Genomic DNA, 22,859 nt, shown 5'->3' on the forward strand with positions numbered 1-22,859 from the left:
GGATAATTACCCCTTTATAAGTGGTTTAGAAAAGACGAGTGTAATAAGAAGATTGAAGCTCTTTTACTTCGTCCATAATGTTTTGAATGTGTTGTTCACGTAAAATCTCTTTCTGTGAGAGCTTACGTTTTTGAATAGTGATTGTTAAAAAGAATGCTTTAAATTTCATGAATATATTACCCCTTTAAAATATATTTTTAATACATTTGAGTGTAGTATGAACTTTTAATGTCAGTTATTTTATCAGTCAGTTGTTTTAACTGTTGTTTACGATTGATTTCATTTTCAGATAAATTATTTTTTTGAAGTACAGTCGTAAAAAAGAAAATATGAAAAGTCATAAATGAATTCCTCCTTTCGAAAAGGAATTACAGGTGATCACAGTAAAGTGCTTGGCGCTCCTTAACATCATTCATAGCTTTTTCAATTTGCTCATTATGAAGAATTTCATCTTTGGAAATTATATTTCTTTGAATCGTAATACTTAAAAACAATACGCTAATAGTCATTGAATGTTGCTCCTTTCTTAGAAAAATAATGTAAGAGACTAAAAAATCGCGCAAAAAAACCACAGGAAGATACAGTTCTCCTATGGCTGGGCGTGAAAAAGCCACAGGAAAGTATACGGCCTCCTGTGGCGAATTTATGAATTAAATGAAATAAAGTACGATTTTCAATTCTCCATTAGGGTGGTCGAATTCATATTTAATTGTCCAGAAAACACAGGTGCAGTTAACGCTAAAGTTAATGCATGTAATTGTAATTTCATCATTTCCTTCGACCTCCTTTTAGAATTTTTTTCTTACGTTAGTAAGTATATACAATTAATGGATAATTGTAAACATAAAAAATGAAAATTTTTAATTTTGATTAAAATGCGTATATTTAAAAGGGATTTGAAAGTAAATATTGTAATTAACGAAATATCGATAAAAATGGGGGATGCTAAATGAAATATATGCATCATAACATGATCGTTATGCTAACAATTTTTTTATTCATTGCGGCTTGTTCTAATGGAGAAAGAATAAAAGATATATATGATATTAGGTCAGATGATTTTAAGAAATATACTGGGACATACGTTGGTAATAATTCAGATGTGGTTGCAATTGTTAATCATTTACCCGGTGGTGGAACAGTTCAAAGTATAAGTTTAGAAAATGAAAATATAAAAGTGAACTATGGCGCAAAAGAAAGTGGGGCTCTTACAGAAGAAATGATTGAGACGTATTGGTTTGATGAGAAGGATACGATGAAGAAGAATTTTTTCTTTAATGCTATATATTTAGTGATTTTAGTGCCAAATGCAAAAATTTATGAGTTTCAGGTAGAGAATAAAAACTTTAAGATAACGAGGGAAGAAATGTTATCAATTTTGCATAGAATATTCGATGATTTTCCAAAAGAAAAAGATATATGGGATAAAAATAAAGTTATAAAGTTCTTTAACGGCAATGAAGAAAAAATTAAAATGCTTGTGGAAGATAAAGATTTTCGGAAATCTTTATTTGCTAAATATCCAGTGAGCCAGTTGAAATAATGGAGGGGAGAAGATGGAGTTAGTATACAAAATTTCTTATCATAGAATGCAGGACCTTTATTACAATTTTTGAAAGAAGACATTCCGTACATCCCGCATGTAACAGTCGGAAGAAAAGAAAGTGCCAAATTAGCTGCTGAAGTAGTGAAGGAGATTCCTAGTTTTCATGGGAAGTTAAATTGTGTGATTGATAGAATAAGCGTGGAGCGAATTAAAGAGAACGGGGAATCAATTATTGAATTTGAAGTGCCATTTTTAAAAAGCTGACAAAAGTCAGCTTTTTATTTCGTAGCATGAAGTAATGCACCAATTGCACCGCTATTACCACCATCTTGTAAAAAGATTGGTGTTTTATTTTGATATTCGGTGTAGCTACTTATAATATGTTGAAGTTGTACGTTATTACATAAAGTCGAACCAATATAAATAATATGTTTAATGTTTTTTGTTTCAGCGAATTGAAGGCTTAATGCAGTAACGACTTCACCGACAAGTCCTTGTATAGTAGCAAGTATGTCTGAGCTATTATATTTCGATTCTGAAATAGCGGCTTTACCAAAATTGCTAGCAGTTAAGCTATTATCAATAGGTGAGAGAATACCACCATAAATATCTCCAACCGTAATATCTAGTTCTTTTCTAGATCCTACTTTTGTTAGAGGAATTACATCTTCAAAATGAGCTATATTTGTTAACAATTTTGAAAGTCCCATAATAGTCCCACCGCCAACTCCGGTTCCACCAGCGCGAATATATTGTTCATTATAAACATAATGGATAGAAGTACCTGTACCGATATTGGTTAAAATAAAATTGTTTATAGTGTGTTTTTCTTCTTTTAATATGTATTGGACACCTGCAAGAGTAGATTCAAATTCGTTTAGCTCTATTATTTTATATGAACCTGTAAGCAGATGCTGTAATAGTTTCGATTTACCACCCGTAATACATATTTGTTTTATGCCATTGTTGTTTTTAATCCAATCTATTATTTTATGTTGTTCATGTGAATAAAATTTTTCAAAAGTTAATAGCTTTTTTTCGTTAAAATAAGCTATTTTCGTTAATGTGCCTCCAGCATCGATACCGATAGTACGTTCCATTTTCCTGCTCCTAACTACGTAATATGTTTTCCTATTTACTTAATTGGTTGAGAATAGATATTTCCAACTGATATAAGGAACACTTTAATCTGCTTGATATATTAATAGTTTTTCTATAGTTACAATAGGCTGGTCGTTTACAGTTGCAATACCTTTACCAAGAATAAAACCTCGGCGATTGCGCGTTAGCTCATAATGTAAATCAAGTTTATCACCGGGATATGCTTTTCCGTGGAATTCAACTCCATCTAAAGAGGAGAGAAATCCTAGTCCTTCAGAATCACTTGTATGTACAAATGCACTAAGCTGGGCAAGTGATTCTACAATTAACATATGAGGCATATGTTTTTGACTATCATTTATAAACCATTCGTTATTTGTAATGAGTTTATATCCTGTAACGGATTCACCTTGTTTTACATTTGTTACTTTATCAATCATTAAAAATGGATAACGATGGGGAAGCGTGTCTTTAATATGCATATGAAAGTACCTCCAATTAATAATACCCCTGCTAAAGTTAAGCAGGGGAGTGGGAACTAATTTTTAACTAATTCATCTACTTTTTCAAGGACGAAAATGCCGCTATTTCTAATATTTTCAACAACTTGTTGCAACACTTCTTTATCTTGAACGAGTGCAATACGTACGAAGCCTTCTCCATGAGGTCCAAATGCATGACCAGGTGTAACAACGACATTCGCACGATCCATTAATGCATAAGCGAAGTCTAGAGAAGTCCATCCTTGTGGAATTTCAGCCCAGACAAACATACTACCAGCTGGCTTATCGACATTCCAGCCAAATGTTCGGAATCCATCGACTAAAGTATCTCTCCGTTCTTGATAAATATCGCGGTTTTTCTCACAAAATGCAGCGCCATTTCTTAGTGCTACAGATGCCGCTTTTTGAATTGGTAAAAATACACCGTAATCGGTATTAGATTTAAATTGAGTAAGTGCACGAACAATTTCTTCGTTTCCAATCATATATCCAATACGGCTACCTGCTAAACTATAACTTTTTGACAAAGAATTGATTTCTACACCAACTTCTTTAGCACCAGGTACAGAGAGAAAGCTAATTGGCTTATTACCATCGAAATAAAATTCAGCATAAGCAAAATCATGGACAACGATAATATTATGCTTTTTCGCGAATGCGATTACTTCTTTAAAGAAATCTTCATGAGCCATTGCTGGAACGGGATTCCCTGGGAAGTTTAAAATCATCATCTTCGCTTGATCGGCAATTTCTTCAGGGATGACTTCTAAGTCTGGTAAGAAATCATTCTCTTTCTTTAAAGGCATGTAGTAAGATGTTGCACCAGCCATTTGAATACCTGTTTCATAAGCTGTATATCCTGGATCAGGAACTAATATAATATCACCTGGATTTGCATAAACCATAGGTAAATGAACGAGCCCGTCTTGTGAACCCATTAATAATAAAACTTCTTTATCCGCATTTAATAAAACGTTATGAGTGTTGTTGTAATATTCAGTTACAGCTTCGTGAAATTCTTGAATACCTGATAATGTATACCCATAGCTCTCTTTTTCACTCGCTGTATGTACCATTGTTTCTCTTACAAAATCAGCGGGCGGCATATCAGGATTTCCGATGCTCAAATCAATCATGTTATGACCTGCTGTAATTTTTTCTTTTTTATAGGCTCCTAATTCACTAAATATAGAAGATTGGAATGCTTTCATTCTAGTTGCTAACGTGTAAGTCATCAAAACCCCTCCTAAAAACAGTGCTTTCATTCTGCGTTTTTAATTATTCTGAAAACACATGTTTACATTTTATCATTTTTTTATGAAAATTAAAACGATTGACAAATTTAGAGGGAGGATTAGCCTATTTTGAAAAGTAACGATGTAAATAGCGTAGATATATTAATTGAAATGTGTATTATATGATTCATTTTATATAACTTAAGGTATTTTCTAGCTTTTATTAAGTATATTTCTCATGTTTTGAATGAAAAAGAATACGAAAACAAGGGCTATTTTTGCGGACGATTTCTAAAGTGAAATAACGCAGAAAATATTTTCTGCGTCTCCTCTGAAATGTAATCATTTCTTTTTATATGTGCATAATTTTTCGGCTGTCAAAAAGTATACATTTAATGTACCGTCGGCAACTTTTAAAGTTTGGTCCGATGTAAATGAATTACCATAATCAATGTGATATACATTAGAATTTTTGACAAATGAGCCTTTATATAAATCGTCTTTATTCTTTGTTGTTTGCATTTCTACTAAATTTTGCACAATTTCCTCTTTATTTTCTTTTTTGACAACTGTTTCAAATTTATAATATACAGGGCATTCACCTTTTTTATTGTCAACGACTTCCCAAGAACCGTATATATCGTTATTGCTGCATCCACTAAGTAGGATGATTAGTATAGGAATTGTAAGTAGAACCTTTTTCATTTTGTGCTCCTTTCTTTTAAATTTGAATAAACGTGCGAATACGATAGGGATATTATAATAAATAAAGTTTAAATTTTTTTAAAGAATTATTTAATTTCATATAAAAATTTAGGAGAAATTAAATAAGCATGAATCTAGTGTAAAGTCAGATTCATGCTAGTACTATAGCCTATGTTATGTCTTTTTTGAGGATAAATAAAGAGGAAAGCAGAATCACTATTCCATTTAATATATATACGCTTGCGGTCATAAAGGCTAACGTACCTGCGCCAAATCCTGCTTTATCGAATATAGAAGCAAATGTTGCGATAGTCAAAAAGATAATGGGAGTCAGTAGTAAAAATATGAAACCTGCCACGATTCTTTTTTTAAAACTATGTCCAGATAAGGAAATGGCTAAAAAGTTTAGGATGCTAAACAGAGCAATTGCAAAGAGCAGGACAATAAATACTTCGATGCCATCAGACATTTTACCACTCCTTTTATAAAGAGTACTTTTTATAATCTATTCGAAATAAAAGGGGGATACTCCTTTAGGTAATTTCAATAAACGTAATAAATAGGCGTATTATAAAACAAAGAAGTATGGATTCAATATTAGACCCATACTTCTTTGTTTATTTTATAAATTTGCAGATTGCGAATGCTGTTTTTCATAATGTTTCTGCTTAGAAAGGGAAATAGAAATAATCAATAATGAAACGACTCCAAAGATGAGAACCATATATTGTAACCCAATTGTATCTAAGAAGAAGCCTGTGCCAAGTAAGACGATTTGGAACATAACCCTCTCAAACATATTACGGAATGAGAAGAGGCGACCGTGATAACTTTTTTCCACTTTCGTTTGGAAAATCGTCGACATAATAGGGAAGAAGCAGCCAACACTAAACCCAAACAAACCAAATGATGTAAGAGCCATCCATTTTATATCGCTAAAGAACAATGACAGATGTGCAAAAGCAGTACAAACTGCGAAGAAATATAGTAATTTTTCAGGTTTGAAATGATCAGATAGACGTTTAATTACGAAGGCACCTAACATAAATGCGACACCTTCAATTGTATATATGAACCCTTTAATCGTAGGATCATGTTGCATTTCGCTAATGTTAATAACCATTAAATTAAACCCAGCTATAAATAATAGAGGGATGATACTTAATATAAGTGCTGTAAAAGCAATAGGAATTCCTTTTAAAATACGAAATACTTCCATAAAGCTATTATCTTTTGCAGCTTGTTTACTTGGTGTTGTTGATTTCTTGTCTTCGAATTGTAGGAAGAAAGTCGAGAGGAATAATAAGGCGTATGCTGCCATTGAGAAGGCATACATGTACTGTAAACTCATCACAACTAAAAGAATTCCACCTAGTGAAGTGCCTGCAATACGAGCAATTGTACCAACATTCATATGTACACCGTTCATTTGTAATAACTCATGCTCACGTACGATGAGTGGAATTACAGATTGTAATGCAGGGAAATAAAATGCTGCTGAAATTTGAAGAGCAACCATAAATGCGATCATAAATGCGATACTTTCAAATTGAATAGCAAAAAACATGAAAATAACACTTAAAACTCGACCAAACCCAGCGTAAAGAAGAACTTTTTTCTTTTCATACTGATCGATGACACGGCCAGCCATAGGTCCAACTAGAACACCGGCTAATAGTCCGATAAATAATATAACTGATTTCATGAAATCAGAAGGGACATATTTTTGCATAAATTCAAGGTTGCCAAGAATACCAAGCCATAATCCTAGACCTGCAATAAACTCCCCAATTAGAACAATCCAAACGTTTTTATTACGCCACATAACATAAAACCTCTCCGTCTTTTAAAAATGAAAAACTCGTATATAAAACCTCCTTATTTATGCACTATTTTCATACGAACTTTTTTAGAGTCAGAGTCTATATTACGTGTTTCATAATTGGATTTCAATCTTTTTGATTTGTCAAAAATTTGATGTGTTAATTGATGAAATAAGTGAATCAAAACGTAAAAAATTTATGATTAAAGCTAATAGAAAGTAAGGATACATATAAAAAAGCAAGAACGTATAACTACGCCTCGCTTTTCTCAAGTACAAAATTAAATATTAGATTCACTTAGCAACATTTACGCTCTTGTCCAATAGCTAAAGCGCTAAAAGATAATGGGCCAACAACTTCTGCGCTTGCACCACTAGTAAGGTTTTCAACAGTTAATGAATATTCGTGTGTTCCACTGCTAACGTTTTGATCTATAGCTTGAAATGTTTGTACGTAGAATTGTTCAGAATCTGTAGATTCAATACCTACTTGTGCATTAAAAATTTCAATGTTATCACGGAAAATTCGGAATAAAACTTGTGAAGTCTCAGTTATACCTTCTACACCAATTGTAGCGATTAATTCTACTCGATTATTTCGTGAATCTCTACTTGAAATTCTCAATTTTAAATTTGCTAAAATTGCTTTATTTGGAGAAGCTGGGATTGCAAAAGTTGTTTCACCAGTTTTACTTATAGGCTGAGTAGCTTGGTAATCAATGATATGAGTCATATTCTTCACCTCCTCATATACTAGAATATGAAAATAGTGAAGAATTAGCTTGGACAAATACTGGATTATTTAATAGAGTCAACAATAATTATTGAAAAGAAGAAATTCACATAAAAGCATTAAGAATATATCACAATAAGATGATATTTTTCTTAATGCTTTTTGTAATTAAGCAGAATATTCTTCTTTACGTACTTCAAAAAATTCATTACGTCGCAAGTAATTATAAATTTTCTCTGAAACCTCTTCTTCTTCAGACACTAAGAAACGATGATCAAAAGCGTAGAAAGATTGACCTTTAATTAATTTTACGTAATACATATTAAACGCCTCCTGACACTAGATTATTACTTGCTTCATATTATGATGGCCTATATGTCTGCTAAAAATACTTGGAGTTTCAAAGGGGATAAGTAAAGAAATGAAAGAGCTTACAATTCTGTAAGGTTTATGTCACCTTTTTCGATAGTTTGTATTTACCAGTTTCTTCTATAATGCAAATAGGTTACATAAAATAAGGGGGTAAAAAGATGGATGAAATAATTGGAGAAGTTGTGGCTGGTATTTGTGAATTTGTAGTGGAAGTAACAGCAGATGCTATAGGAAATTTAGTTTCTGGAAATGATGAGGAAAAAGAAACATTATAATAATTTGTAAAAGAATAAAGTTGATCAAATTATAAAGGCTGATTTCTAAAGGGAAATCAGCTTTTTTATTTTTTACATTATATTAACTTAATTTGAATATTCATTTGTTATCATATTTAAGAAGCCTATATAAGGAGGTGAATAAACAAATATGTCGAATTCAGGGCCTGATTTATCTGTTTCTCGTTTGATTGTGGTAAATATAGAGGAAAAAGAATATCATTTTATTGTTCGTGAACATCCGATTGTAGGGAAATTTATATCGCTATTTGAAAATGGGAAAGAATACGGTTTAATAGATAAACAAATCGCTAATAAAGATAAATTTATTACATCGGAGCTTACTAAGTTAGATTATTTTAATATAGATGTTTTATATCTTACACCTGGGTGGATATGGATTGGTATGGATCAATTTGGTTTACATGCTCGTGAGGCTACTTATAACGAAGTAGATGTTATTATGAAGTTGAAAGAGGATTTATATTATATAGATATATACGAAGAAATAAAAATGTAGTAAATATTTATTCAGGTTAGGGGGGAAGTTCCCATAGCCTTTTTTTTGTTTAATAATAAAATGCAAAATTATATTATTTTAATGAAAGGTAAATATGATAAGAAGTGAGATGAAAAGAGGATTTGAAAATACATTAAGAGAATTGTAATAATTATATGAGTCGTATATGTAAATAACAATAGAAAGAAGATGATAATATGAGTAAAGAAGAGCTTGTGAAAAAACAGTTTGGCAGCAATGCAGATAAATATGTAAATAGTAAAATACATGCTAAAGGACTGGATTTACAATATGTAGTTCAACAAGTTGAGTCTCGTCATAATAATCGTCTTCTTGATGTTGCTACTGGTGGCGGGCATGTGGCAAATATGTTAGCACCTATGTTTGAAGAAGTAGTTGCACTTGATTTAACAGAACAGATGTTAGAAAAAGCAAAAGTTTTTATAAAGCAGAATGGTCATGAAAATGTATCTTTTGTAGCAGGAAATGCAGAGAATTTACCATTTGCAGACCATTTTTTTGATACAATTACATGCCGGATTGCAGCCCATCATTTTACGAGTCCGGCTCAATTTATTTATGAAGTAAATCGTACGTTGGAGGATAATGGATTATTCATCTTAATAGATAATGTTTCGCCAGAAAATAATGAATATGATACATTTTATAATTTTATAGAAAAAAAGCGTGACCCAAGTCATGAACGAGCTCTAAAAAAGACAGAATGGCTTACTTTATTAGAAAAAAATGGTTTGCAAATGCAGTCATGTCTTACTTTTGATAAGAAGTTTGATTTTGACTGGTGGTGTAATATGATGGATGTCCCTTTACAAAAGCGTGAAAAATTAACAGAATGTATGATGAAAGCACCAAACGAAATGAAGGAATATTTTAATATTCAATTTAAAAATAATAAAGTAGAATCGTTCTATACTGAAATGGCTATGTTTATATGTAAAAAAAGTATAACGTTAAAAAGATAAATGTGTTGCAGTCTTTCTGAAGTACGATATACTTAGTACAGAGAAACTGAGAATTGAGGAATAGTTATAATGATTCGTGTACGCATTGAAGGTACTGAGGAAGAAATGCTTGAATTTATGGGGAAAATGCCAGACATTCCTGGATTTGAAAAGACACATATGAGAGAGCCGAGAAAAGGAAATAACCCGAAATACGATTCAAGTAAAAATGTACTTGCATATTTGTCTTATAAAAAGATTGAAGTCGCCAATAAATAGGCGGCTTTTTTAGTTTGCGCTGTTTCACCGCCTTGTCTTTTTCACATAATAATAATAGTAGATTATGCTCAAGAGGGGTGAGAATAGTTAATAAGAAAATTATCTTTTTTGGAGACTTTGGTATTGATGACGCCGTAGCGTTAATTTATGCAAATAAAACATGTAAATTAGATATTCTAGGTATTGTTGCTGAGTATGGGAATGTATCACGAGATATCGTTACGGAAAATGTTTATTTTTTAGAAAGGTATTATGCTACACAAGTGAAAATTATTGAAGGTGCGAGTAGACCGATGACAGCTGAAGAGCCTTTGTTTTTCCCTGAAATCCACGGGGATCACGGTTTAGGTCCTATTATTCCACCTGAGATGAGAATTTGTAAACGAGAAAATTTTTGTGAATTAATCAAATTAATCGAACCTTGTCCAGAAGATATTATAATTGTGGCGACAGGGAGACTAACGACGCTTGCTACGTTATTTTTATTGTATCCAAATATAATGGATCGTATTTGTTCGTATTATATAATGGGCGGCGCTTTCCTATTTCCAGGTAATGTTACACCAGTATCTGAAGCGAATTTTTATGGTGATCCAATTGCAGCAAATATTGTTATGAAATATGCGAAAAACGCTAGCATATACCCGTTAAATGTAACACAGGGCGCGCTTATAACACCTGAAATGGCCAATATAATAGATAAACAAGGAACTGGACAGGCGAAACTCATTAAACCAATGATTGATTTTTATTATGAGAACTTTTATAAAAAAGAATATCCGGGTATTGGTGGGAGTCCTATACACGATTTATTACCGTTTATCTCGTTTATAAATGACAGTATTTTCGAATATAAAAAATCGGCAGTGTGGATTAGTACGACAAATGATGTGACTAGGGGCCAAAGTGTAGCAGACTTTAGAAAAATAGCTGAGCCAACAAGGTTTGATGATCGGCCGATTCAAAGAATTGCTGTTGGTTTTAACTATGCAGCTTTTAAAGAAGAGTTTATGCGAACAATATTGAAGCCAGATTGTCCTTAATGTGTGTAATAACAAGTCGGATAATTCGTTAGTTCAAAAAAAGGTTTAATCTGTGTGTATTATTCTCAAAAATCTTAAAGTTGAACAACATGAATAACTTATGAAAAATGTCACATAACTAATGGTAAGCAATTGTTTCTAATTATATTTTGATTGGTGAAATGTAAAGGAGGTTATTATATGATTTGGTCTTTAATCGTCGGTGGTATATTAGGGTGGCTTGCGAGCTTAATTACTGGAAAGGACGTACCTGGTGGTGTAATAGGTAATATTATTGCTGGTATTATCGGTTCTTGGGTTGGTTCGAAATTACTTGGTAGTTTTGGTCCAGTCATTGGCGGATATGCAATTATTCCAGCTTTAATCGGTGCGATCATTTTAATTTTCATCGTAAGCTTCTTATTACGAGCAATGCGAAAATGAATGTAAGGACTGTTTACATTTGTAAGCAGTCCTTTTTATATGTTATGCTAGTATTATACAATTAGGAGGTGTCAGCATTGAAAACATTCACAGTAAATTTCCATCAAGAAGATAATGCTAAAGCGACAACAGTACATAAATTAAGTGAAGAGGACTTTAACAAAGCAACAGAAAAAGGCACTCGTCATCTATTTGATTTAGATACAAACGTTGGATTCTTCGTATTCTTTGACGCAGAAGATGCAGAAGGAAACGATCAATACTTAATGTTACAATACGAAGGTGATCATGAAGAGCCAACTGCGTGCTACGGATTTGATTTAAAACTATACTATCAATTTTTAGCACTGTACTTAAACGATCTTGAGTTCCAAGGTGAAACAGATGAGGAAGAGGAAGAATACGGTCCAATTCATCATTTAGCGCATTTACTTTATCATATTGTTGAAGATGGTAAATCAATCGAAGTGTAATATACATATTTGAAGCTGCCCTTTTTGGGCAGCTTTTTTATATGACATTGGAATGGTGTACTGTGAGCTAAATAAAGTGAAACTTTAATCAGTGGGGGGTGTTCATCCCCACTGATTATCAGCCCTCACCAATCGGGCTTTTACGGACAGCAGGGCCCCTACCTAACTTCTTTGTTTCCGCTGAATTTTGAGGTGGGGATCTTACTGCCCGGCAAATAGCGGGATAAATTAATAATAGAAATTTATTTATTACTTTCATGTTAGCATCGTAAAACACCTGTTATAATGATTGTAATTAAATTCATGGAGGCTAATTCTATGCTTGTAGATGTAAAAGCTTTTATTAAAGCTGCAGGTTTAACATGTATTTCATCATTAAGTGGAGATAACACATTTGCTTATAATTTTGAAACTGTAAAAAATACTATCGCTACATTTTTTAAGAAGCTAAGATTTACCGTATAATTTTATTTCAATCAGTAGGAAAAGAGTAATCACTTCCTACTGGTTTTTTTCTGTTTCAAGGAGCTGTTGTGAGAGCATGTTTTAAGTTATAGATAGAGGATATTATCATTGAGAAGAGAAGGTTTAAATAAGGAGATGAAAATGGTTTCGTTTATCAAGAGGTAGTTACTTCGGATATAACAGACTTGGTTACTTTTTAGAAACAGCTTTTGTAATATATTTTGTACAAGCTTTTGGAGAGAGTGAAGCACTGACTTTTTGGAACAAACATAATTTGAAAAGTAATGTAATGGGTTGGTTAACGAAATGAATAAGATGCAATAGGGGGTAAAAATGATGAAAATATATTTAAAAATAGTTATGTTATTTTTGGTGTTTACATGTATGTTTGCGCTAGTCGCATGTAAAGGGACAGACGAAAAAAAGGAAACAAATCCAACCTCGGAAAATAATAAAAATGAACAAAGTAATTTTTCAGAAGAACAGAAAAATCCTGAAGCAAAACCAAGCAATGAAAAAACAACAAAACCATCGCCTGACCCAGATTCGAAAAATAGAACACTTAATCAAAAATCAATTAACCACGTTAAAGATTTGTTTGAACTCGCAAAAGAAGGAAAAGTACCTAATGTACCATTTGGAGCCCATACAGGGGATATTGAAGAAATTGAAAAAGCGTGGGGGAAAGCAAATAAAACCGAATATGCAGGGAACGGAATGTACGCAACTTTTACAAATAAAAATATTGTTTTCGGATTTAATAAAGGGTCACAAGTTTTTGATGTACGCTCATATCATGCAGAACTAAAATTGATTACATTACAAGAAATTGAAAAAGCATTAGGAAAACCATCTTCAGTTAAAGAGAATGGTGAAGATAAAATATATGTATACAAAGTAAATAACCAGTATGAGCTGAAATTTGTCATTCCAAAATCGACTGGTAAGGTAGATCATATTTCTGTATTTTCACCAGAGGATAGTATTAATAAAATGGCAGGATAAGAAATTAAGTGATTTCAAAAACACCTCACTTTCCTTAAGTGAGGTGTTTTTAGTTGTAAATAAGGAACGTCTCCTGCCATATAAAACATACTTTCATACGCGAAATACTTCACTTTTGTTTTTTAATATTCATCCAACAAGAAATATTGATCTACTGAAAAAGTAGTAACCTATAAATTATGTGTAGGCTGGTTCATGATTTTTTTACGTTCTAAATTTTGAACAAACAGTGCTTGAACAATACCTCCAATTAATAAGAAACTAGCACAAATATAAAACAGCATACTTCCATTTAAATTACTTAATAAAACTGCACCAATAACTGGTCCGCACGTTCGAGATATATCCCAGTGTATACCGTAAATTGAAAAATATAAACCACGTTTATTGTGAGGTGCAATTTCTGAAACGAATCGTAACAAGTGGTTTAGAGCAATACTTTCTCCAATGACTAAAAAGAGTAAGGTGAAGAATAACGACAATATCGTCGTTGAATAACTAAAGCCAACTGCAGCTATTGTATAGCAGGCGTAAGAAATAAGGATGATTTTCGCCATAGAAAATCGTTCAGACCATTTTACGAGGAAGATTTGTAGTATGATTTCCAAAATGGCTTTGCATGTTGAAATAAATGCGAGTATGAATACGAGATTAGGAAATACATGTTCTGCAAAAATACGATAATTCGTCTCAGTTTGTGCATAAAAAAAGCTAATAGGAAGTGTAGAAACCATAAGACCGAATATGGCATAATGTTTAAAAATAAATTGCTTTGGTGAACTTGCCTCAACTGTTTGTTTCGACTTACTCATAGGTGGAACGGTTTCTGGGAGCTGGGTCCAAACAACAACGGCATATATCATAAGGGTTACACTTTGCACGATAAATAAATATTCTGGGTGAGTATTATAAAAACATGCACCGATTAAAGGGCCGACTACGGATCCGATTGCTCCCATCGTTTGTAGGAGAGCAAAAATTTCTGCTTGCTGCTCTTGTTTTGTTAAATCAGCAATTTGTGCACGCTGAGCTGGAATGTATAAGGAACGGCCAATACCATTAATGACATATAACAGTGCAAATATAAAAACAGATTGAGCGAAAACGAAACTGCCGATTGCAACACCTTGTAGTAATAATCCGAGTAACATAATCTTTTTTCGGCCATATTTATCAGTAATTCCTCCAGCAATAACTGTAAATAAAATGTCTGAAAGTGGCTGTAATCCGAAAATTAGCATAGTTATTATTACATTGCCGTTTAACATTTTATTGACGTAAATAATCATAATGAGAGCTAACATAGATTCAGTCGTTCGGGTTAATAATTCACCACACAATCTAATAAAAATAGGTTTATTGTAACGAAGTAAGAGATAATTCAATATTAATTCCTCCTTTCTATATTGAAATGATAAGATGAAAGGAGAGTTGGAAAAAGGGTAGAGACTATAGGGAGGATTTTTCACCTTTTAGGGGGAGTATGATGTTTATTTTAGATCAATACATTGAACTATGGATTGCTTATGGAAAAGGAAAAAAAGAGGGAGAACGATTGGAAGTAACAGTGCAAAATATATCTGGTACATTATTTTGTACAGAGCGCAATAGTAAATTAATTATAAAAAAATTAGATGAGTTAAATTGGATCAAGTGGTTTCCAGGTCGCGGCAGAGGAAATCGGTCTAAGTTAATATTTCAAAAGCACCCGATGTCTTTAATTTTAGATAGAGGAAAAGAAATAACGAAAAAAGGGGATGTGAAAAGCGGAAGTATATTTGTGGAACGCTATAGCTCACATTTTCCATCAGTAAAGGGAGAATATCATTCCTGGGTGGATTCAATATTTGGTCATAAGGTTGAAATGACATCTGAAGGGAGAAGAGATGTACTCCGGTTGCAAGTACAAATGAATTTAGATATCACATTAGATCCTGTATACGCTACAATGCGCTCAGAATGCCATATGGTAAAACATATATTCGACACACTCGTGTATGTAGACGGTAATACAAACATTATAGAGCCAAGACTTGCATTTCACTGGGAATATAATGACGCTGAAAAAATATGGACGTTTTACTTACGAAAAGGAGTTCACTTTCATAATGGAAAACAACTTACTGCACATGATGTTATATACTCGTTGAATCGATTTATAAAGCTGGAAAATAATGCACACACATGGATGTTACAACACGTTGAAAGTATCCGTTCAGTGGATGACTACGTTTTCGAAATTCAATTACATACAGAAAATCGAATGTTTTTACATATGCTAAGTGCAGAACAGTGTTCTATCGTGAATGAAGATGAAGCAGGAGGGCTAATTGGAACCGGGCCTTTTCAATTATATAAAAGTAATGAAAATCTGTTCATTTTAGAAGGACATCCTTTATATTTTCGTGAAAGACCTTTTTTAGATCGTGTTGAGTTGTGGAATGTAGAACAAGGTGTAGGTACATACGATGTTTTAGTAAAGGCGCAGTATAAAGATAAAGAAAAACATAATAAAGAATTGTCTCGGCTTGAGTCGAACGTGACATATATAACATGTAATCTTACGAAAGAAGGACCAATGCAAGATGAGTTATTTCGGAAAGCGTTATATAACATCATTCATGGTTATACAATCGTTCAAGAACTCGGCGGAGAACGTGGAGAAGTGGCAAAAAAACTAATATTAGCAGGTGAAAGCATTGTAGAGATTGAGGAAGATGTAGAAAGTTTAATTAAAAGGAGTACTTATCATAATGAAGTGCTACAACTCTACACATTTACAGGACGAGATCATGTTGAAGATGCACAGTGGATACAAAAAGAGTGTGCGAAATATGGGATTCGTGTAGAAAATAATTTTCTTGATATAGAAGAGCTATTGGAAGTAAGTACGATACAAAAGGCCGATATGATGCATGATAGTGCCACAATCAGTGAACGAATAGAAGATAGTCTATTATATATGTTTCTTACAAAAAATAGTTTTATTCATGGACAAAGCAGCATGGACTTTCATGAAAAGTTGTCTCCTTATTTTAGACAAGAAGAATTAGAGAAAAGAGTTGCACTGTTACGCGATATCGAGGATACTTTGTTACGTCAAATTCATATTATTCCTTTATATCGTAATAAACAAGAGGTAAGTACACATGAAAAAGTTCAAAATATAATGATTAATTCACAAGGTTGGATTGATTTTTATAATATTTGGTTTAAGTCTTGATATATAAGGGCTTTTGCACATTTTCATAAGGTGTGTAAGAGCCTTTTTTGTATGTAGGAATAGGTTTGTTTTACACATTGTTACGCTACTTGTGATAAAAGTCTATTTACAGCGTAACAGTGTTATGTTACATTGTTATCAGAAAGGAGTGTTATACAGTTGAGTACAGATTTAATTTCAAAAAAAGATTTATTAGAACTAACTGGTATTTCATATGGACAGTTATATAGGTGGAAAAGAAAAAATTTAATTCCGGAAGATTGGTTTGTACGAAAATCAACGTTTACAGGTCAAGAGACATTTTTTCCGAAAGAAAAGATATTAGAGCGGATCGATAAAATCCAAACGATGAAAGAGGATTTATCACTTGATGAACTAGCTAACATGTTTTCACCGAGTGTGAGAGAAATTCTTTTAACAAAGGAAGACATTTTACGCAAGGGGATTGCATCAGAACCAGTTTTACAATTTTTCATAGAACAAACGAATAAAAGAGCAGAGTTTCAATTTGTAGACATTCTTTATGTGTACATGTTAGAAGAATTACTACAATCAGGAGAGATTAGTTTAGAAGAAGGAAAAATGGTCTTGCAAGTTTTACGTGAAAATTATGAAGCAATTAAACATAAAACTTGTGACTTAATCATCGTCCGAAAGTTAGGGATTTCTACATGTTTATTAGTTTCAAACGTGGACGATTTAATTTTTGAAAAAGGCACCAAAATCGTTTTACGCGAAGCGATTATGAAATATACCGAAGCATTAAAAACTAAATTGTTGTAGTGGAGGAGAAAGTATGCGTACAGATAATTTGATTATAAATGGTTACGGTTCATCGAATGGCGGCGAGTTTCATAAAGTGCAATTAAACGGAAAAGGAACTGTGAATGGAAATGTTGAATGTGAGCAATTTGAATGTAACGGTTACGGTGCAGTTACTGGCGATTTGAAAAGTAGCAGTGCACGAATTAGCGGATCTGGTAAAGTTGATGGTACAGTTCATGCTGAAACGATGCGAATTGATGGAAAAGCAACAATTACGCAAAATGTAAAAGCAAACAGTTTGAAAATTGCAGGAAAAGGTACGATAGGTGGAAATGTCACTGGTGAAGAATTTAAAGTCAATGGTCAAGCTACAATTGACGGTAATTGTGAAGTGGATACTTTTTCTTCAGAAGGACAATTTACAATCGGTGGTTTATTAAGCGCAGATGAAATTAATATAAATATTCACGGTACATGTCGAGCGAAAGAAATTGGTGGTCAAACGATTAAAGTAAGACATAGATCAGGTACATTTAGTCGACTATTTAAAACAGTATTTGGCTTGCAGTTAGAAGCTGAACTATTAGAAGGTGACAATATCGATATTGATTATGCTCACATAAGAACGGTAAGAGGAAACAATGTTACAGTAGGAGCAAACTGTGAGATTGAACTGATTGAATATACCGGTGTTCTTACTGTTGATAAAAATGCAAATGTAAAAGAAATTAAGCAGGTTTAACGGAAGGGAGAAATCAGTATGGAACATCCACATAGTCTCACAGTAAATGGTTCTGGTAATTCAGCAGGCGGAGATTATAATAAAGTGAAGATTCGCGGTGAAGGAACAATTACGAATGATATGAGTTGCAATGAGTTTAAAACGTACGGAACGAGTGATGTACGCGGTAATGTGAAAGTGAAAAACTATGTCGTGTATGGAGATAACGAAGTACAAGGAAATGTAGATGCGGAATATGTAAAAGTATATGGTAATACACAAATTCATGGTGATGCTCATATTGAAAAAACAAAAGTTAGAGGTATGATAAATATTGAAGGAAAGTTTTCAGGTGATTTCGTAGATGTAAAAGGTGCTTTAAATGTAAAGGGAGATATTGAAGTAGAAGATTTATCATTAACTGGTGGTCTTGAAAGTGATGGATTACTTAATGCTGAAAATATTCAAATCTCACTTCGTTATGAAGGCAGTAAGGTAAGAGAAATTGGTGGTAAAAAAATTACCGTTCGTAAAAAAGCGAGATTTATTCCTTTTACTAGTCATGCTGGAAACCTCCAAACTTCAATTGTTGAAGGAGATGATATCTATTTAGAACATACGATTGCTGAAGTTGTAAGAGGCAACAACGTCACAATTGGTCCTGGATGTGAAATTAGTGTTGTAGAATATCATACTAGTTTTAATCAAAAAGGTAATGCAGTCGTAAAAGAACATAAACAAATATAAGTAGTATGAGGGAGAGCAAGAGATATGGTTGAGAAGAATAATAAGCTCGGCTTTGTTGTGGCGAGCTTATTGCTAGGTATTTTAATGGCATCGATGGATAATACCATTGTTGTAACGGCGATGGGAACAATCGTTGGTGACTTAGGAGGCCTCGAAAACTTTGTATGGGTCGTTTCTGCCTATATGGTCGCAGAAATGGCAGGCATGCCGATTTTCGGTAAGCTATCAGATATGTATGGTAGAAAGAGATTCTTTATTTTCGGTTTAATCGTCTTTATGATTGGTTCGGCACTTTGTGGTACTGCTGAAAATATTACACAGTTAGGTATTTATCGTGCTATTCAAGGTATTGGCGGCGGGGCATTAGTGCCGATCGCGTTTACTATCGTTTTTGATATTTTTCCACCTGAAAAACGCGGGAAAATGGGTGGTTTATTCGGAGCTGTATTTGGATTATCTAGTATTTTCGGGCCATTACTTGGCGCATATATTACCGATTACATTAGCTGGCACTGGGTATTTTATATTAACTTACCACTTGGCGTTTTAGCACTTATTTTTATTACATTCTTTTATAAAGAATCACGCGTTCATAGAAAGCAAAAGATTGATTGGTTTGGCGCAATTACTTTAGTTGGTGCAGTAGTTTCTTTAATGTTTGCGCTTGAACTAGGCGGACAAAAATATGATTGGGATTCTAGCTTTATTTTAAGTTTATTTGGTGGATTCGCTATTTTAATCATCGCATTCATTTTTATTGAACGAAAAGTAGAAGAACCAATTATTTCATTTGAGATGTTTAAGCAGCGCTTATTCGGAATGAGTACAATTATTGCATTATGTTACGGTGCTGCATTTATGTCAGCAACTGTTTACATTCCGTTATTCATTCAAGGTGTATACGGCGGGACTGCAACAAACTCAGGATTATTACTTTTACCTATGATGCTAGGATCAGTCGTAACAGCGCAGTTAGGTGGATTTTTAACGACTAAGCTGAGCTACCGAAACATTATGATTATTTCTGCTGTTATTATGTTAATCGGATTATTCTTATTAAGTACATTAACGCCAGAAACAAGTCGTGCATTATTAACGGTTTATATGATTATTATCGGATTTGGAGTAGGTTTCTCATTCTCTGTACTAAGTATGGCTTCAATTCATAACTTCGGTATGGAACAGCGTGGATCTGCAACTTCAACGAGTAACTTCATTCGTTCATTAGGAATGACACTAGGTATTACAATCTTCGGAATGATCCAAAGAACAGGTTTCCAAGATCAATTAGAAGAAGCATTTAAAGGGATGAGCGGGGGAATGAATACAAAATTAGGGGATTCAAGAGCCATTTTATCAGAATCGGCAAGATCTCAAATCCCTCCGCAAATATTAGATAAGATTATTGACGCTCTTTCTAGTTCAATTGTTCAAACATTCATGTGGGCATTGGTACCAGCTGGATTAGCATTCATGTTCATTTTCTTTATGGGAAATGAGCGTATGGTAATTAAGAAAGAACAAATGAATAAAAAGAGTGAAACATCAAAAGCGTAATGAAAAAGCTCCTTTCCAATTGGAAAGGAGCTTTTTCGTATGTACGGTGTTAGATTAGCCTTCGATAATTTCGTATTCTTCGTCTGCAAGTAATAAAATTTGCGTTTTCTTGCCTTTGTTTTGAACTTCGATTACATCGTATGCGCCTAAGTCTCTTACTTTGCTTTGAGAAGCGTTAACCATAACTTCAATAGAATCAATTAAGATATCTTCTTCAATATATGATTCAGGCAATGCCATATCTTCAGTATCTAATACACACGCATATAGATTTTGTAAATTTTCAGCAGTTGGGTTTTGTTCCTCAACATCAATGATATTTTTTACTGCATCCATATTTTCTTCTTTTGCTTGGTACACTTTAATTTTAGCCATAATTTTAATCTCCTTTATAACGTAATCGTAGAGGCTACACCTCATTATAACGTTTTTTTTATGAAAGATGAAATTGTTATATGTATTTATAGTAAAAATTATGTGTCCTTACTCAAAATTGGTGTGATTTCCATATAAATGTACGAGTAGGTAACGATAATGTTACGTTAAAGTTATATTGTCCAAGCTTTTCTTATTTTCTTCCTATATGTATGTAGTAGCAATTCTATATAGAGAAGGGATGGAGTGTAAGTGGGTTGTGAACCGAGAGTTTCTAGAGATTTTGTTCAAGTACCTGAACTGGTAGGTTTTCGATTACTTTTATCACATCCAGCTGGAGACCCTTTAAACTACGGATTATTATTTATTAATTTTCCTGATACGATTTTTATTTTTATATTGGCATCAAGCGGATACCTTGCCATTTCGAACTGTTTAAAAATAGAGGGCGGAACTGGTGATGCCGAAATAGAAGAGATGAAAAAATGATAGAGGATGACGATAATACGTACAAGTCAGTTGTTAAATTGACTAAAGTATATAAGAACGGTGAGACGGAATCTTTTATTTATAAAAATGAGTTATAATACATGTATTTAAATGCACCCTCAAACTATTGTTGAGGGTTGTTACATAATTAATTATGTTGATCCTTTAAGCCATTTGTTAACGAGTAAGAAATATATTTATTGTTGACTTATTTTATAGGTTGATCATTTCATAGTTAGTAGATGTTATAATCATTTTATGTTTACTGATATTTTATAAATATTCGAAGTTTCAATTTAATAGTCAATTGCTTTTATGATGAACAGGTGGGTGTGTATATGAATACGAATTATGGAGCGCTCATGAAAATGTTAAGAGTAGTTGATTCTAAAGAAGGCGGGAATGTAAATGATATATGAAGCGAATATACATACAAGAAAAAAACTAGTTTCTATGTTTGAGGATTTCAATAACGTTGTTTTACTTTCTTATTTACAAGGGCATATGGGTACTGCTTGGGTAAATGATCTTGAAAATCCAACAGTAGCACAAGTTACGGTAGGAATTTTTACATTTTACGCTGGAGACCCAAATACGAAAGAAACAGAAGAGTTATTACGTAATATTCCAGAAAGAATTTTAGTTATCGTAAATAGTGAAGAGTGGAAACAACGCTTAGAAACATTCCATGAAAGAAAAATAGATAAGTTTTTACGTTATAAATTCAAACGAAATCCAGAAGTTTTTAATCGTTCAAAATTACAATCTTTTATATCAGCACTTCCAAAAGAATATGAGTTAAGAAGAATAGATGAGCATATCGCAAATAGCCCCAAATTACATAAGATATCTGAAGATTTTACAAGTCAATTTCATTCGATAGAAGATTATATAAACCGTGGTATAGGTTATAGCATTTTATATAATGGAGAAGTTGTATGCGGTGCATCCTCCTATAGTATTTATAATGATGGGATTGAAATTGAAGTTGCGACTGATCACAATCATAGAAGAGAGGGCTTGGCAACTGTAGTTAGTGCAGCTATTATATTGGATTGCTTAGAAAATGGAAAGTATCCAAACTGGGACGCAGCGAATACTACATCTGCTAAACTAGCAGAAAAGTTAGGATATGAATTTGATAAGGCATATGATACTTATTTTGTAGATAATAGATGAGTGAAGGAGTTACATACTAAAAAATACATGCGCCCTAGTACGTAAGTCTAGGGCGCATGTATTAGTTGGTAAATATCTTCATAACAATTTTATCACATTTTATCTTTTGAATGTTTGGAATTAAAGATATTTATGTGACTTTTTGAAAAAATAAAAGAGCAGTTAGCAAAAGCCAACTGCTCTTCTCCAAGGGGGAATGGAGAAATACAATCATGTTACCTATAGTATTGACAGAACATTGAGTTTTAATCAGCCATTTATAAAAGGAGAGATAAAATATCTTTGATTAATCCTTAGCTCCGATTAGGAGTACTGATAGAAAAACGATTGAGAATATATTT

28 protein-coding genes and 3 pseudogenes are annotated in these 22,859 nt (G+C 33.0%); 18 read left to right on the forward strand and 13 right to left on the reverse strand.

All coding sequences use genetic code 11. The features are described 5' to 3' along the window. Nucleotides 1–25: 25 nt before the first annotated feature. The 3 genes from AU379_RS09440 to AU379_RS09450 are packed head-to-tail and all read right to left on the reverse strand — an operon-like array spanning nucleotide 26 to nucleotide 509. Nucleotides 26–169 carry a YrzI family small protein gene (locus AU379_RS09440; protein WP_000668961.1) on the reverse strand — a complete coding sequence of 48 codons (144 nt, stop codon included), beginning with the start codon at nucleotides 167–169 and terminating at the stop codon, nucleotides 26–28. Nucleotides 170–197: 28 nt separating this feature from the next. Next, complete coding sequence (locus tag AU379_RS09445) at nucleotides 198–341, reverse strand: YrzI family small protein (RefSeq protein WP_000142715.1); 144 nt, start codon at nucleotides 339–341, stop codon at nucleotides 198–200. A gap of 27 nt (nucleotides 342–368) precedes the next feature. Beyond that, nucleotides 369–509 carry a YrzI family small protein gene (locus AU379_RS09450; protein WP_000156176.1) on the reverse strand — a complete coding sequence of 47 codons (141 nt, stop codon included), beginning with the start codon at nucleotides 507–509 and terminating at the stop codon, nucleotides 369–371. Nucleotides 510–949: 440 nt separating this feature from the next. Here AU379_RS09450 and AU379_RS09455 point away from each other — a divergent pair, with 440 nt between their 5' ends. Together AU379_RS09455 and AU379_RS09460 are read left to right on the forward strand one after the other, a co-directional pair. Then, nucleotides 950–1,543, forward strand: a complete 594-nt coding sequence (locus tag AU379_RS09455; protein WP_000876535.1) for a DUF4825 domain-containing protein — start codon at nucleotides 950–952, stop codon at nucleotides 1,541–1,543. Between the two features lie 51 nt (nucleotides 1,544–1,594). Further along, nucleotides 1,595–1,810 (forward strand): annotated as a pseudogene (locus AU379_RS09460) (2'-5' RNA ligase family protein); the annotation flags it as partial. Nucleotides 1,811–1,824: 14 nt separating this feature from the next. On the opposite strand, the gene coaW reads toward AU379_RS09460, so the two are convergent. The 8 genes from coaW to AU379_RS28815 form a co-directional block, all read right to left on the reverse strand. Then, complete coding sequence (gene coaW, locus AU379_RS09465) at nucleotides 1,825–2,646, reverse strand: type II pantothenate kinase (protein WP_000442492.1); 822 nt, start codon at nucleotides 2,644–2,646, stop codon at nucleotides 1,825–1,827. Between the two features lie 84 nt (nucleotides 2,647–2,730). Next, nucleotides 2,731–3,129 (reverse strand): 3-hydroxyacyl-ACP dehydratase FabZ family protein, encoded by a 399-nt coding sequence (locus AU379_RS09470; RefSeq protein ID WP_000547659.1) that lies wholly within the window; start codon nucleotides 3,127–3,129, stop codon nucleotides 2,731–2,733. A 56-nt stretch (nucleotides 3,130–3,185) separates the two neighbouring features. Further along, nucleotides 3,186–4,385, reverse strand: a complete 1,200-nt coding sequence (locus AU379_RS09475; protein WP_061139171.1) for an LL-diaminopimelate aminotransferase — start codon at nucleotides 4,383–4,385, stop codon at nucleotides 3,186–3,188. A gap of 342 nt (nucleotides 4,386–4,727) precedes the next feature. After that, nucleotides 4,728–5,090 carry a hypothetical protein gene (locus tag AU379_RS09480; RefSeq protein WP_000757017.1) on the reverse strand — a complete coding sequence of 121 codons (363 nt, stop codon included), beginning with the start codon at nucleotides 5,088–5,090 and terminating at the stop codon, nucleotides 4,728–4,730. Nucleotides 5,091–5,259: 169 nt separating this feature from the next. Then, the gene (locus AU379_RS30225; RefSeq protein ID WP_001279464.1) at nucleotides 5,260–5,559 is read right to left on the reverse strand and encodes a hypothetical protein; all 300 of its coding nucleotides are present in this window, start codon (nucleotides 5,557–5,559) and stop codon (nucleotides 5,260–5,262) included. Between the two features lie 153 nt (nucleotides 5,560–5,712). Then, nucleotides 5,713–6,915 (reverse strand): MFS transporter, encoded by a 1,203-nt coding sequence (locus AU379_RS09490; RefSeq protein WP_000269261.1) that lies wholly within the window; start codon nucleotides 6,913–6,915, stop codon nucleotides 5,713–5,715. A gap of 295 nt (nucleotides 6,916–7,210) precedes the next feature. Further along, nucleotides 7,211–7,645, reverse strand: a complete 435-nt coding sequence (exsC, locus tag AU379_RS09495; RefSeq protein ID WP_000148797.1) for an exosporium protein ExsC — start codon at nucleotides 7,643–7,645, stop codon at nucleotides 7,211–7,213. Nucleotides 7,646–7,813: 168 nt separating this feature from the next. Then, entirely contained in the window at nucleotides 7,814–7,966 is a 153-nt protein-coding gene (locus AU379_RS28815) for a YqbF domain-containing protein (RefSeq protein ID WP_000291905.1), read from the reverse strand. Nucleotides 7,967–8,443: 477 nt separating this feature from the next. Between AU379_RS28815 and AU379_RS09505 the strand changes: the two genes are divergently transcribed. The 9 genes and pseudogenes from AU379_RS09505 to AU379_RS09540 all read left to right on the forward strand — a co-directional run bounded on the left by AU379_RS09505 (nucleotide 8,444) and on the right by AU379_RS09540 (nucleotide 13,462). Next, nucleotides 8,444–8,812, forward strand: a complete 369-nt coding sequence (locus AU379_RS09505) for a hypothetical protein (protein ID WP_000071478.1) — start codon at nucleotides 8,444–8,446, stop codon at nucleotides 8,810–8,812. A 197-nt stretch (nucleotides 8,813–9,009) separates the two neighbouring features. Next, nucleotides 9,010–9,795, forward strand: a complete 786-nt coding sequence (locus tag AU379_RS09510) for a class I SAM-dependent methyltransferase (protein ID WP_000031303.1) — start codon at nucleotides 9,010–9,012, stop codon at nucleotides 9,793–9,795. A gap of 69 nt (nucleotides 9,796–9,864) precedes the next feature. After that, nucleotides 9,865–10,053: a DUF3970 family protein gene (locus AU379_RS09515; RefSeq protein ID WP_000621885.1), complete on the forward strand. Its 189-nt coding sequence runs from the start codon at nucleotides 9,865–9,867 to the stop codon at nucleotides 10,051–10,053. 77 nt (nucleotides 10,054–10,130) lie between these two features. Then, complete coding sequence (locus AU379_RS09520) at nucleotides 10,131–11,096, forward strand: nucleoside hydrolase (RefSeq protein WP_001223681.1); 966 nt, start codon at nucleotides 10,131–10,133, stop codon at nucleotides 11,094–11,096. A 180-nt stretch (nucleotides 11,097–11,276) separates the two neighbouring features. Continuing rightward, on the forward strand, nucleotides 11,277–11,519 hold the full coding sequence (locus AU379_RS09525; RefSeq protein ID WP_000638306.1) for a GlsB/YeaQ/YmgE family stress response membrane protein: 243 nt from the start codon (nucleotides 11,277–11,279) through the stop codon (nucleotides 11,517–11,519). A gap of 77 nt (nucleotides 11,520–11,596) precedes the next feature. Continuing rightward, entirely contained in the window at nucleotides 11,597–11,992 is a 396-nt protein-coding gene (locus tag AU379_RS09530) for a hypothetical protein (protein WP_000847587.1), read from the forward strand. 318 nt (nucleotides 11,993–12,310) lie between these two features. Continuing rightward, nucleotides 12,311–12,457, forward strand: a complete 147-nt coding sequence (locus tag AU379_RS09535) for a hypothetical protein (protein WP_000959548.1) — start codon at nucleotides 12,311–12,313, stop codon at nucleotides 12,455–12,457. Nucleotides 12,458–12,596: 139 nt separating this feature from the next. Beyond that, a pseudogene (locus AU379_RS30515) lies at nucleotides 12,597–12,767 on the forward strand (aminopeptidase); the annotation flags it as partial. A 23-nt stretch (nucleotides 12,768–12,790) separates the two neighbouring features. Beyond that, a complete protein-coding gene (locus AU379_RS09540) occupies nucleotides 12,791–13,462 on the forward strand; it encodes a YjgB family protein (RefSeq protein WP_002098287.1) in 672 nt (223 codons plus the stop codon). A gap of 170 nt (nucleotides 13,463–13,632) precedes the next feature. Here AU379_RS09540 and AU379_RS09545 read toward each other — a convergent pair whose 3' ends face one another. After that, nucleotides 13,633–14,847: an MFS transporter gene (locus AU379_RS09545; RefSeq protein ID WP_061139172.1), complete on the reverse strand. Its 1,215-nt coding sequence runs from the start codon at nucleotides 14,845–14,847 to the stop codon at nucleotides 13,633–13,635. 101 nt (nucleotides 14,848–14,948) lie between these two features. Here AU379_RS09545 and AU379_RS09550 point away from each other — a divergent pair, with 101 nt between their 5' ends. From AU379_RS09550 to AU379_RS09570, 5 genes are all read left to right on the forward strand, one after another. Then, nucleotides 14,949–16,685 (forward strand): SgrR family transcriptional regulator, encoded by a 1,737-nt coding sequence (locus tag AU379_RS09550; RefSeq protein WP_030026008.1) that lies wholly within the window; start codon nucleotides 14,949–14,951, stop codon nucleotides 16,683–16,685. Between the two features lie 159 nt (nucleotides 16,686–16,844). Beyond that, nucleotides 16,845–17,468, forward strand: coding sequence for a YhbD family protein (locus tag AU379_RS09555; RefSeq protein WP_030026006.1), 624 nt, complete (start codon nucleotides 16,845–16,847; stop codon nucleotides 17,466–17,468). A gap of 13 nt (nucleotides 17,469–17,481) precedes the next feature. Continuing rightward, entirely contained in the window at nucleotides 17,482–18,192 is a 711-nt protein-coding gene (locus AU379_RS09560; protein ID WP_001258384.1) for a polymer-forming cytoskeletal protein, read from the forward strand. Nucleotides 18,193–18,210: 18 nt separating this feature from the next. Beyond that, nucleotides 18,211–18,918: a hypothetical protein gene (locus tag AU379_RS09565; RefSeq protein WP_000400911.1), complete on the forward strand. Its 708-nt coding sequence runs from the start codon at nucleotides 18,211–18,213 to the stop codon at nucleotides 18,916–18,918. Nucleotides 18,919–18,942: 24 nt separating this feature from the next. Beyond that, on the forward strand, nucleotides 18,943–20,475 hold the full coding sequence (locus AU379_RS09570; protein ID WP_061139173.1) for an MDR family MFS transporter: 1,533 nt from the start codon (nucleotides 18,943–18,945) through the stop codon (nucleotides 20,473–20,475). A 54-nt stretch (nucleotides 20,476–20,529) separates the two neighbouring features. Here AU379_RS09570 and AU379_RS09575 read toward each other — a convergent pair whose 3' ends face one another. Next, nucleotides 20,530–20,850: a hypothetical protein gene (locus AU379_RS09575; protein ID WP_001062727.1), complete on the reverse strand. Its 321-nt coding sequence runs from the start codon at nucleotides 20,848–20,850 to the stop codon at nucleotides 20,530–20,532. 267 nt (nucleotides 20,851–21,117) lie between these two features. On the opposite strand from AU379_RS09575, the pseudogene AU379_RS09580 reads away from it, so the two are divergent. Both AU379_RS09580 and AU379_RS09585 read left to right on the forward strand, forming a co-directional pair. After that, a pseudogene (locus tag AU379_RS09580) lies at nucleotides 21,118–21,437 on the forward strand (BC_2878 family exosporium-associated protein); the annotation flags it as partial. A 310-nt stretch (nucleotides 21,438–21,747) separates the two neighbouring features. Next, complete coding sequence (locus AU379_RS09585) at nucleotides 21,748–22,518, forward strand: GNAT family N-acetyltransferase (RefSeq protein WP_000638734.1); 771 nt, start codon at nucleotides 21,748–21,750, stop codon at nucleotides 22,516–22,518. Nucleotides 22,519–22,859: the final 341 nt, after the last annotated feature.

The organism is Bacillus sp. JH7 (assembly GCF_001563515.1).
Taxonomy (GTDB): Bacteria; Bacillota; Bacilli; order Bacillales; family Bacillaceae_G; genus Bacillus_A; species Bacillus_A cereus.

What these genes read in the sequence shown, in the direction of transcription:
- AU379_RS09440 (WP_000668961.1), bottom strand. Translation starts at nt 169, where the DNA reads ATGAAATTTAAAGCATTCTTTTTAACAATCACTATTCAAAAACGTAAG.
- AU379_RS09445 (WP_000142715.1), bottom strand. Translation starts at nt 341, where the DNA reads ATGACTTTTCATATTTTCTTTTTTACGACTGTACTTCAAAAAAATAAT.
- AU379_RS09450 (WP_000156176.1), bottom strand. Translation starts at nt 509, where the DNA reads ATGACTATTAGCGTATTGTTTTTAAGTATTACGATTCAAAGAAATATA.
- AU379_RS09455 (WP_000876535.1), top strand. Translation starts at nt 950, where the DNA reads ATGAAATATATGCATCATAACATGATCGTTATGCTAACAATTTTTTTA.
- coaW (WP_000442492.1), bottom strand. Translation starts at nt 2,646, where the DNA reads ATGGAACGTACTATCGGTATCGATGCTGGAGGCACATTAACGAAAATA.
- AU379_RS09470 (WP_000547659.1), bottom strand. Translation starts at nt 3,129, where the DNA reads ATGCATATTAAAGACACGCTTCCCCATCGTTATCCATTTTTAATGATT.
- AU379_RS09475 (WP_061139171.1), bottom strand. Translation starts at nt 4,385, where the DNA reads ATGACTTACACGTTAGCAACTAGAATGAAAGCATTCCAATCTTCTATA.
- AU379_RS09480 (WP_000757017.1), bottom strand. Translation starts at nt 5,090, where the DNA reads ATGAAAAAGGTTCTACTTACAATTCCTATACTAATCATCCTACTTAGT.
- AU379_RS30225 (WP_001279464.1), bottom strand. Translation starts at nt 5,559, where the DNA reads ATGTCTGATGGCATCGAAGTATTTATTGTCCTGCTCTTTGCAATTGCT.
- AU379_RS09490 (WP_000269261.1), bottom strand. Translation starts at nt 6,915, where the DNA reads ATGTGGCGTAATAAAAACGTTTGGATTGTTCTAATTGGGGAGTTTATT.
- exsC (WP_000148797.1), bottom strand. Translation starts at nt 7,645, where the DNA reads ATGACTCATATCATTGATTACCAAGCTACTCAGCCTATAAGTAAAACT.
- AU379_RS28815 (WP_000291905.1), bottom strand. Translation starts at nt 7,966, where the DNA reads ATGTATTACGTAAAATTAATTAAAGGTCAATCTTTCTACGCTTTTGAT.
- AU379_RS09505 (WP_000071478.1), top strand. Translation starts at nt 8,444, where the DNA reads ATGTCGAATTCAGGGCCTGATTTATCTGTTTCTCGTTTGATTGTGGTA.
- AU379_RS09510 (WP_000031303.1), top strand. Translation starts at nt 9,010, where the DNA reads ATGAGTAAAGAAGAGCTTGTGAAAAAACAGTTTGGCAGCAATGCAGAT.
- AU379_RS09515 (WP_000621885.1), top strand. Translation starts at nt 9,865, where the DNA reads ATGATTCGTGTACGCATTGAAGGTACTGAGGAAGAAATGCTTGAATTT.
- AU379_RS09525 (WP_000638306.1), top strand. Translation starts at nt 11,277, where the DNA reads ATGATTTGGTCTTTAATCGTCGGTGGTATATTAGGGTGGCTTGCGAGC.
- AU379_RS09535 (WP_000959548.1), top strand. Translation starts at nt 12,311, where the DNA reads ATGCTTGTAGATGTAAAAGCTTTTATTAAAGCTGCAGGTTTAACATGT.
- AU379_RS09540 (WP_002098287.1), top strand. Translation starts at nt 12,791, where the DNA reads ATGATGAAAATATATTTAAAAATAGTTATGTTATTTTTGGTGTTTACA.
- AU379_RS09550 (WP_030026008.1), top strand. Translation starts at nt 14,949, where the DNA reads ATGTTTATTTTAGATCAATACATTGAACTATGGATTGCTTATGGAAAA.
- AU379_RS09560 (WP_001258384.1), top strand. Translation starts at nt 17,482, where the DNA reads ATGCGTACAGATAATTTGATTATAAATGGTTACGGTTCATCGAATGGC.
- AU379_RS09565 (WP_000400911.1), top strand. Translation starts at nt 18,211, where the DNA reads ATGGAACATCCACATAGTCTCACAGTAAATGGTTCTGGTAATTCAGCA.
- AU379_RS09570 (WP_061139173.1), top strand. Translation starts at nt 18,943, where the DNA reads ATGGTTGAGAAGAATAATAAGCTCGGCTTTGTTGTGGCGAGCTTATTG.
- AU379_RS09575 (WP_001062727.1), bottom strand. Translation starts at nt 20,850, where the DNA reads ATGGCTAAAATTAAAGTGTACCAAGCAAAAGAAGAAAATATGGATGCA.
- AU379_RS09585 (WP_000638734.1), top strand. Translation starts at nt 21,748, where the DNA reads ATGATATATGAAGCGAATATACATACAAGAAAAAAACTAGTTTCTATG.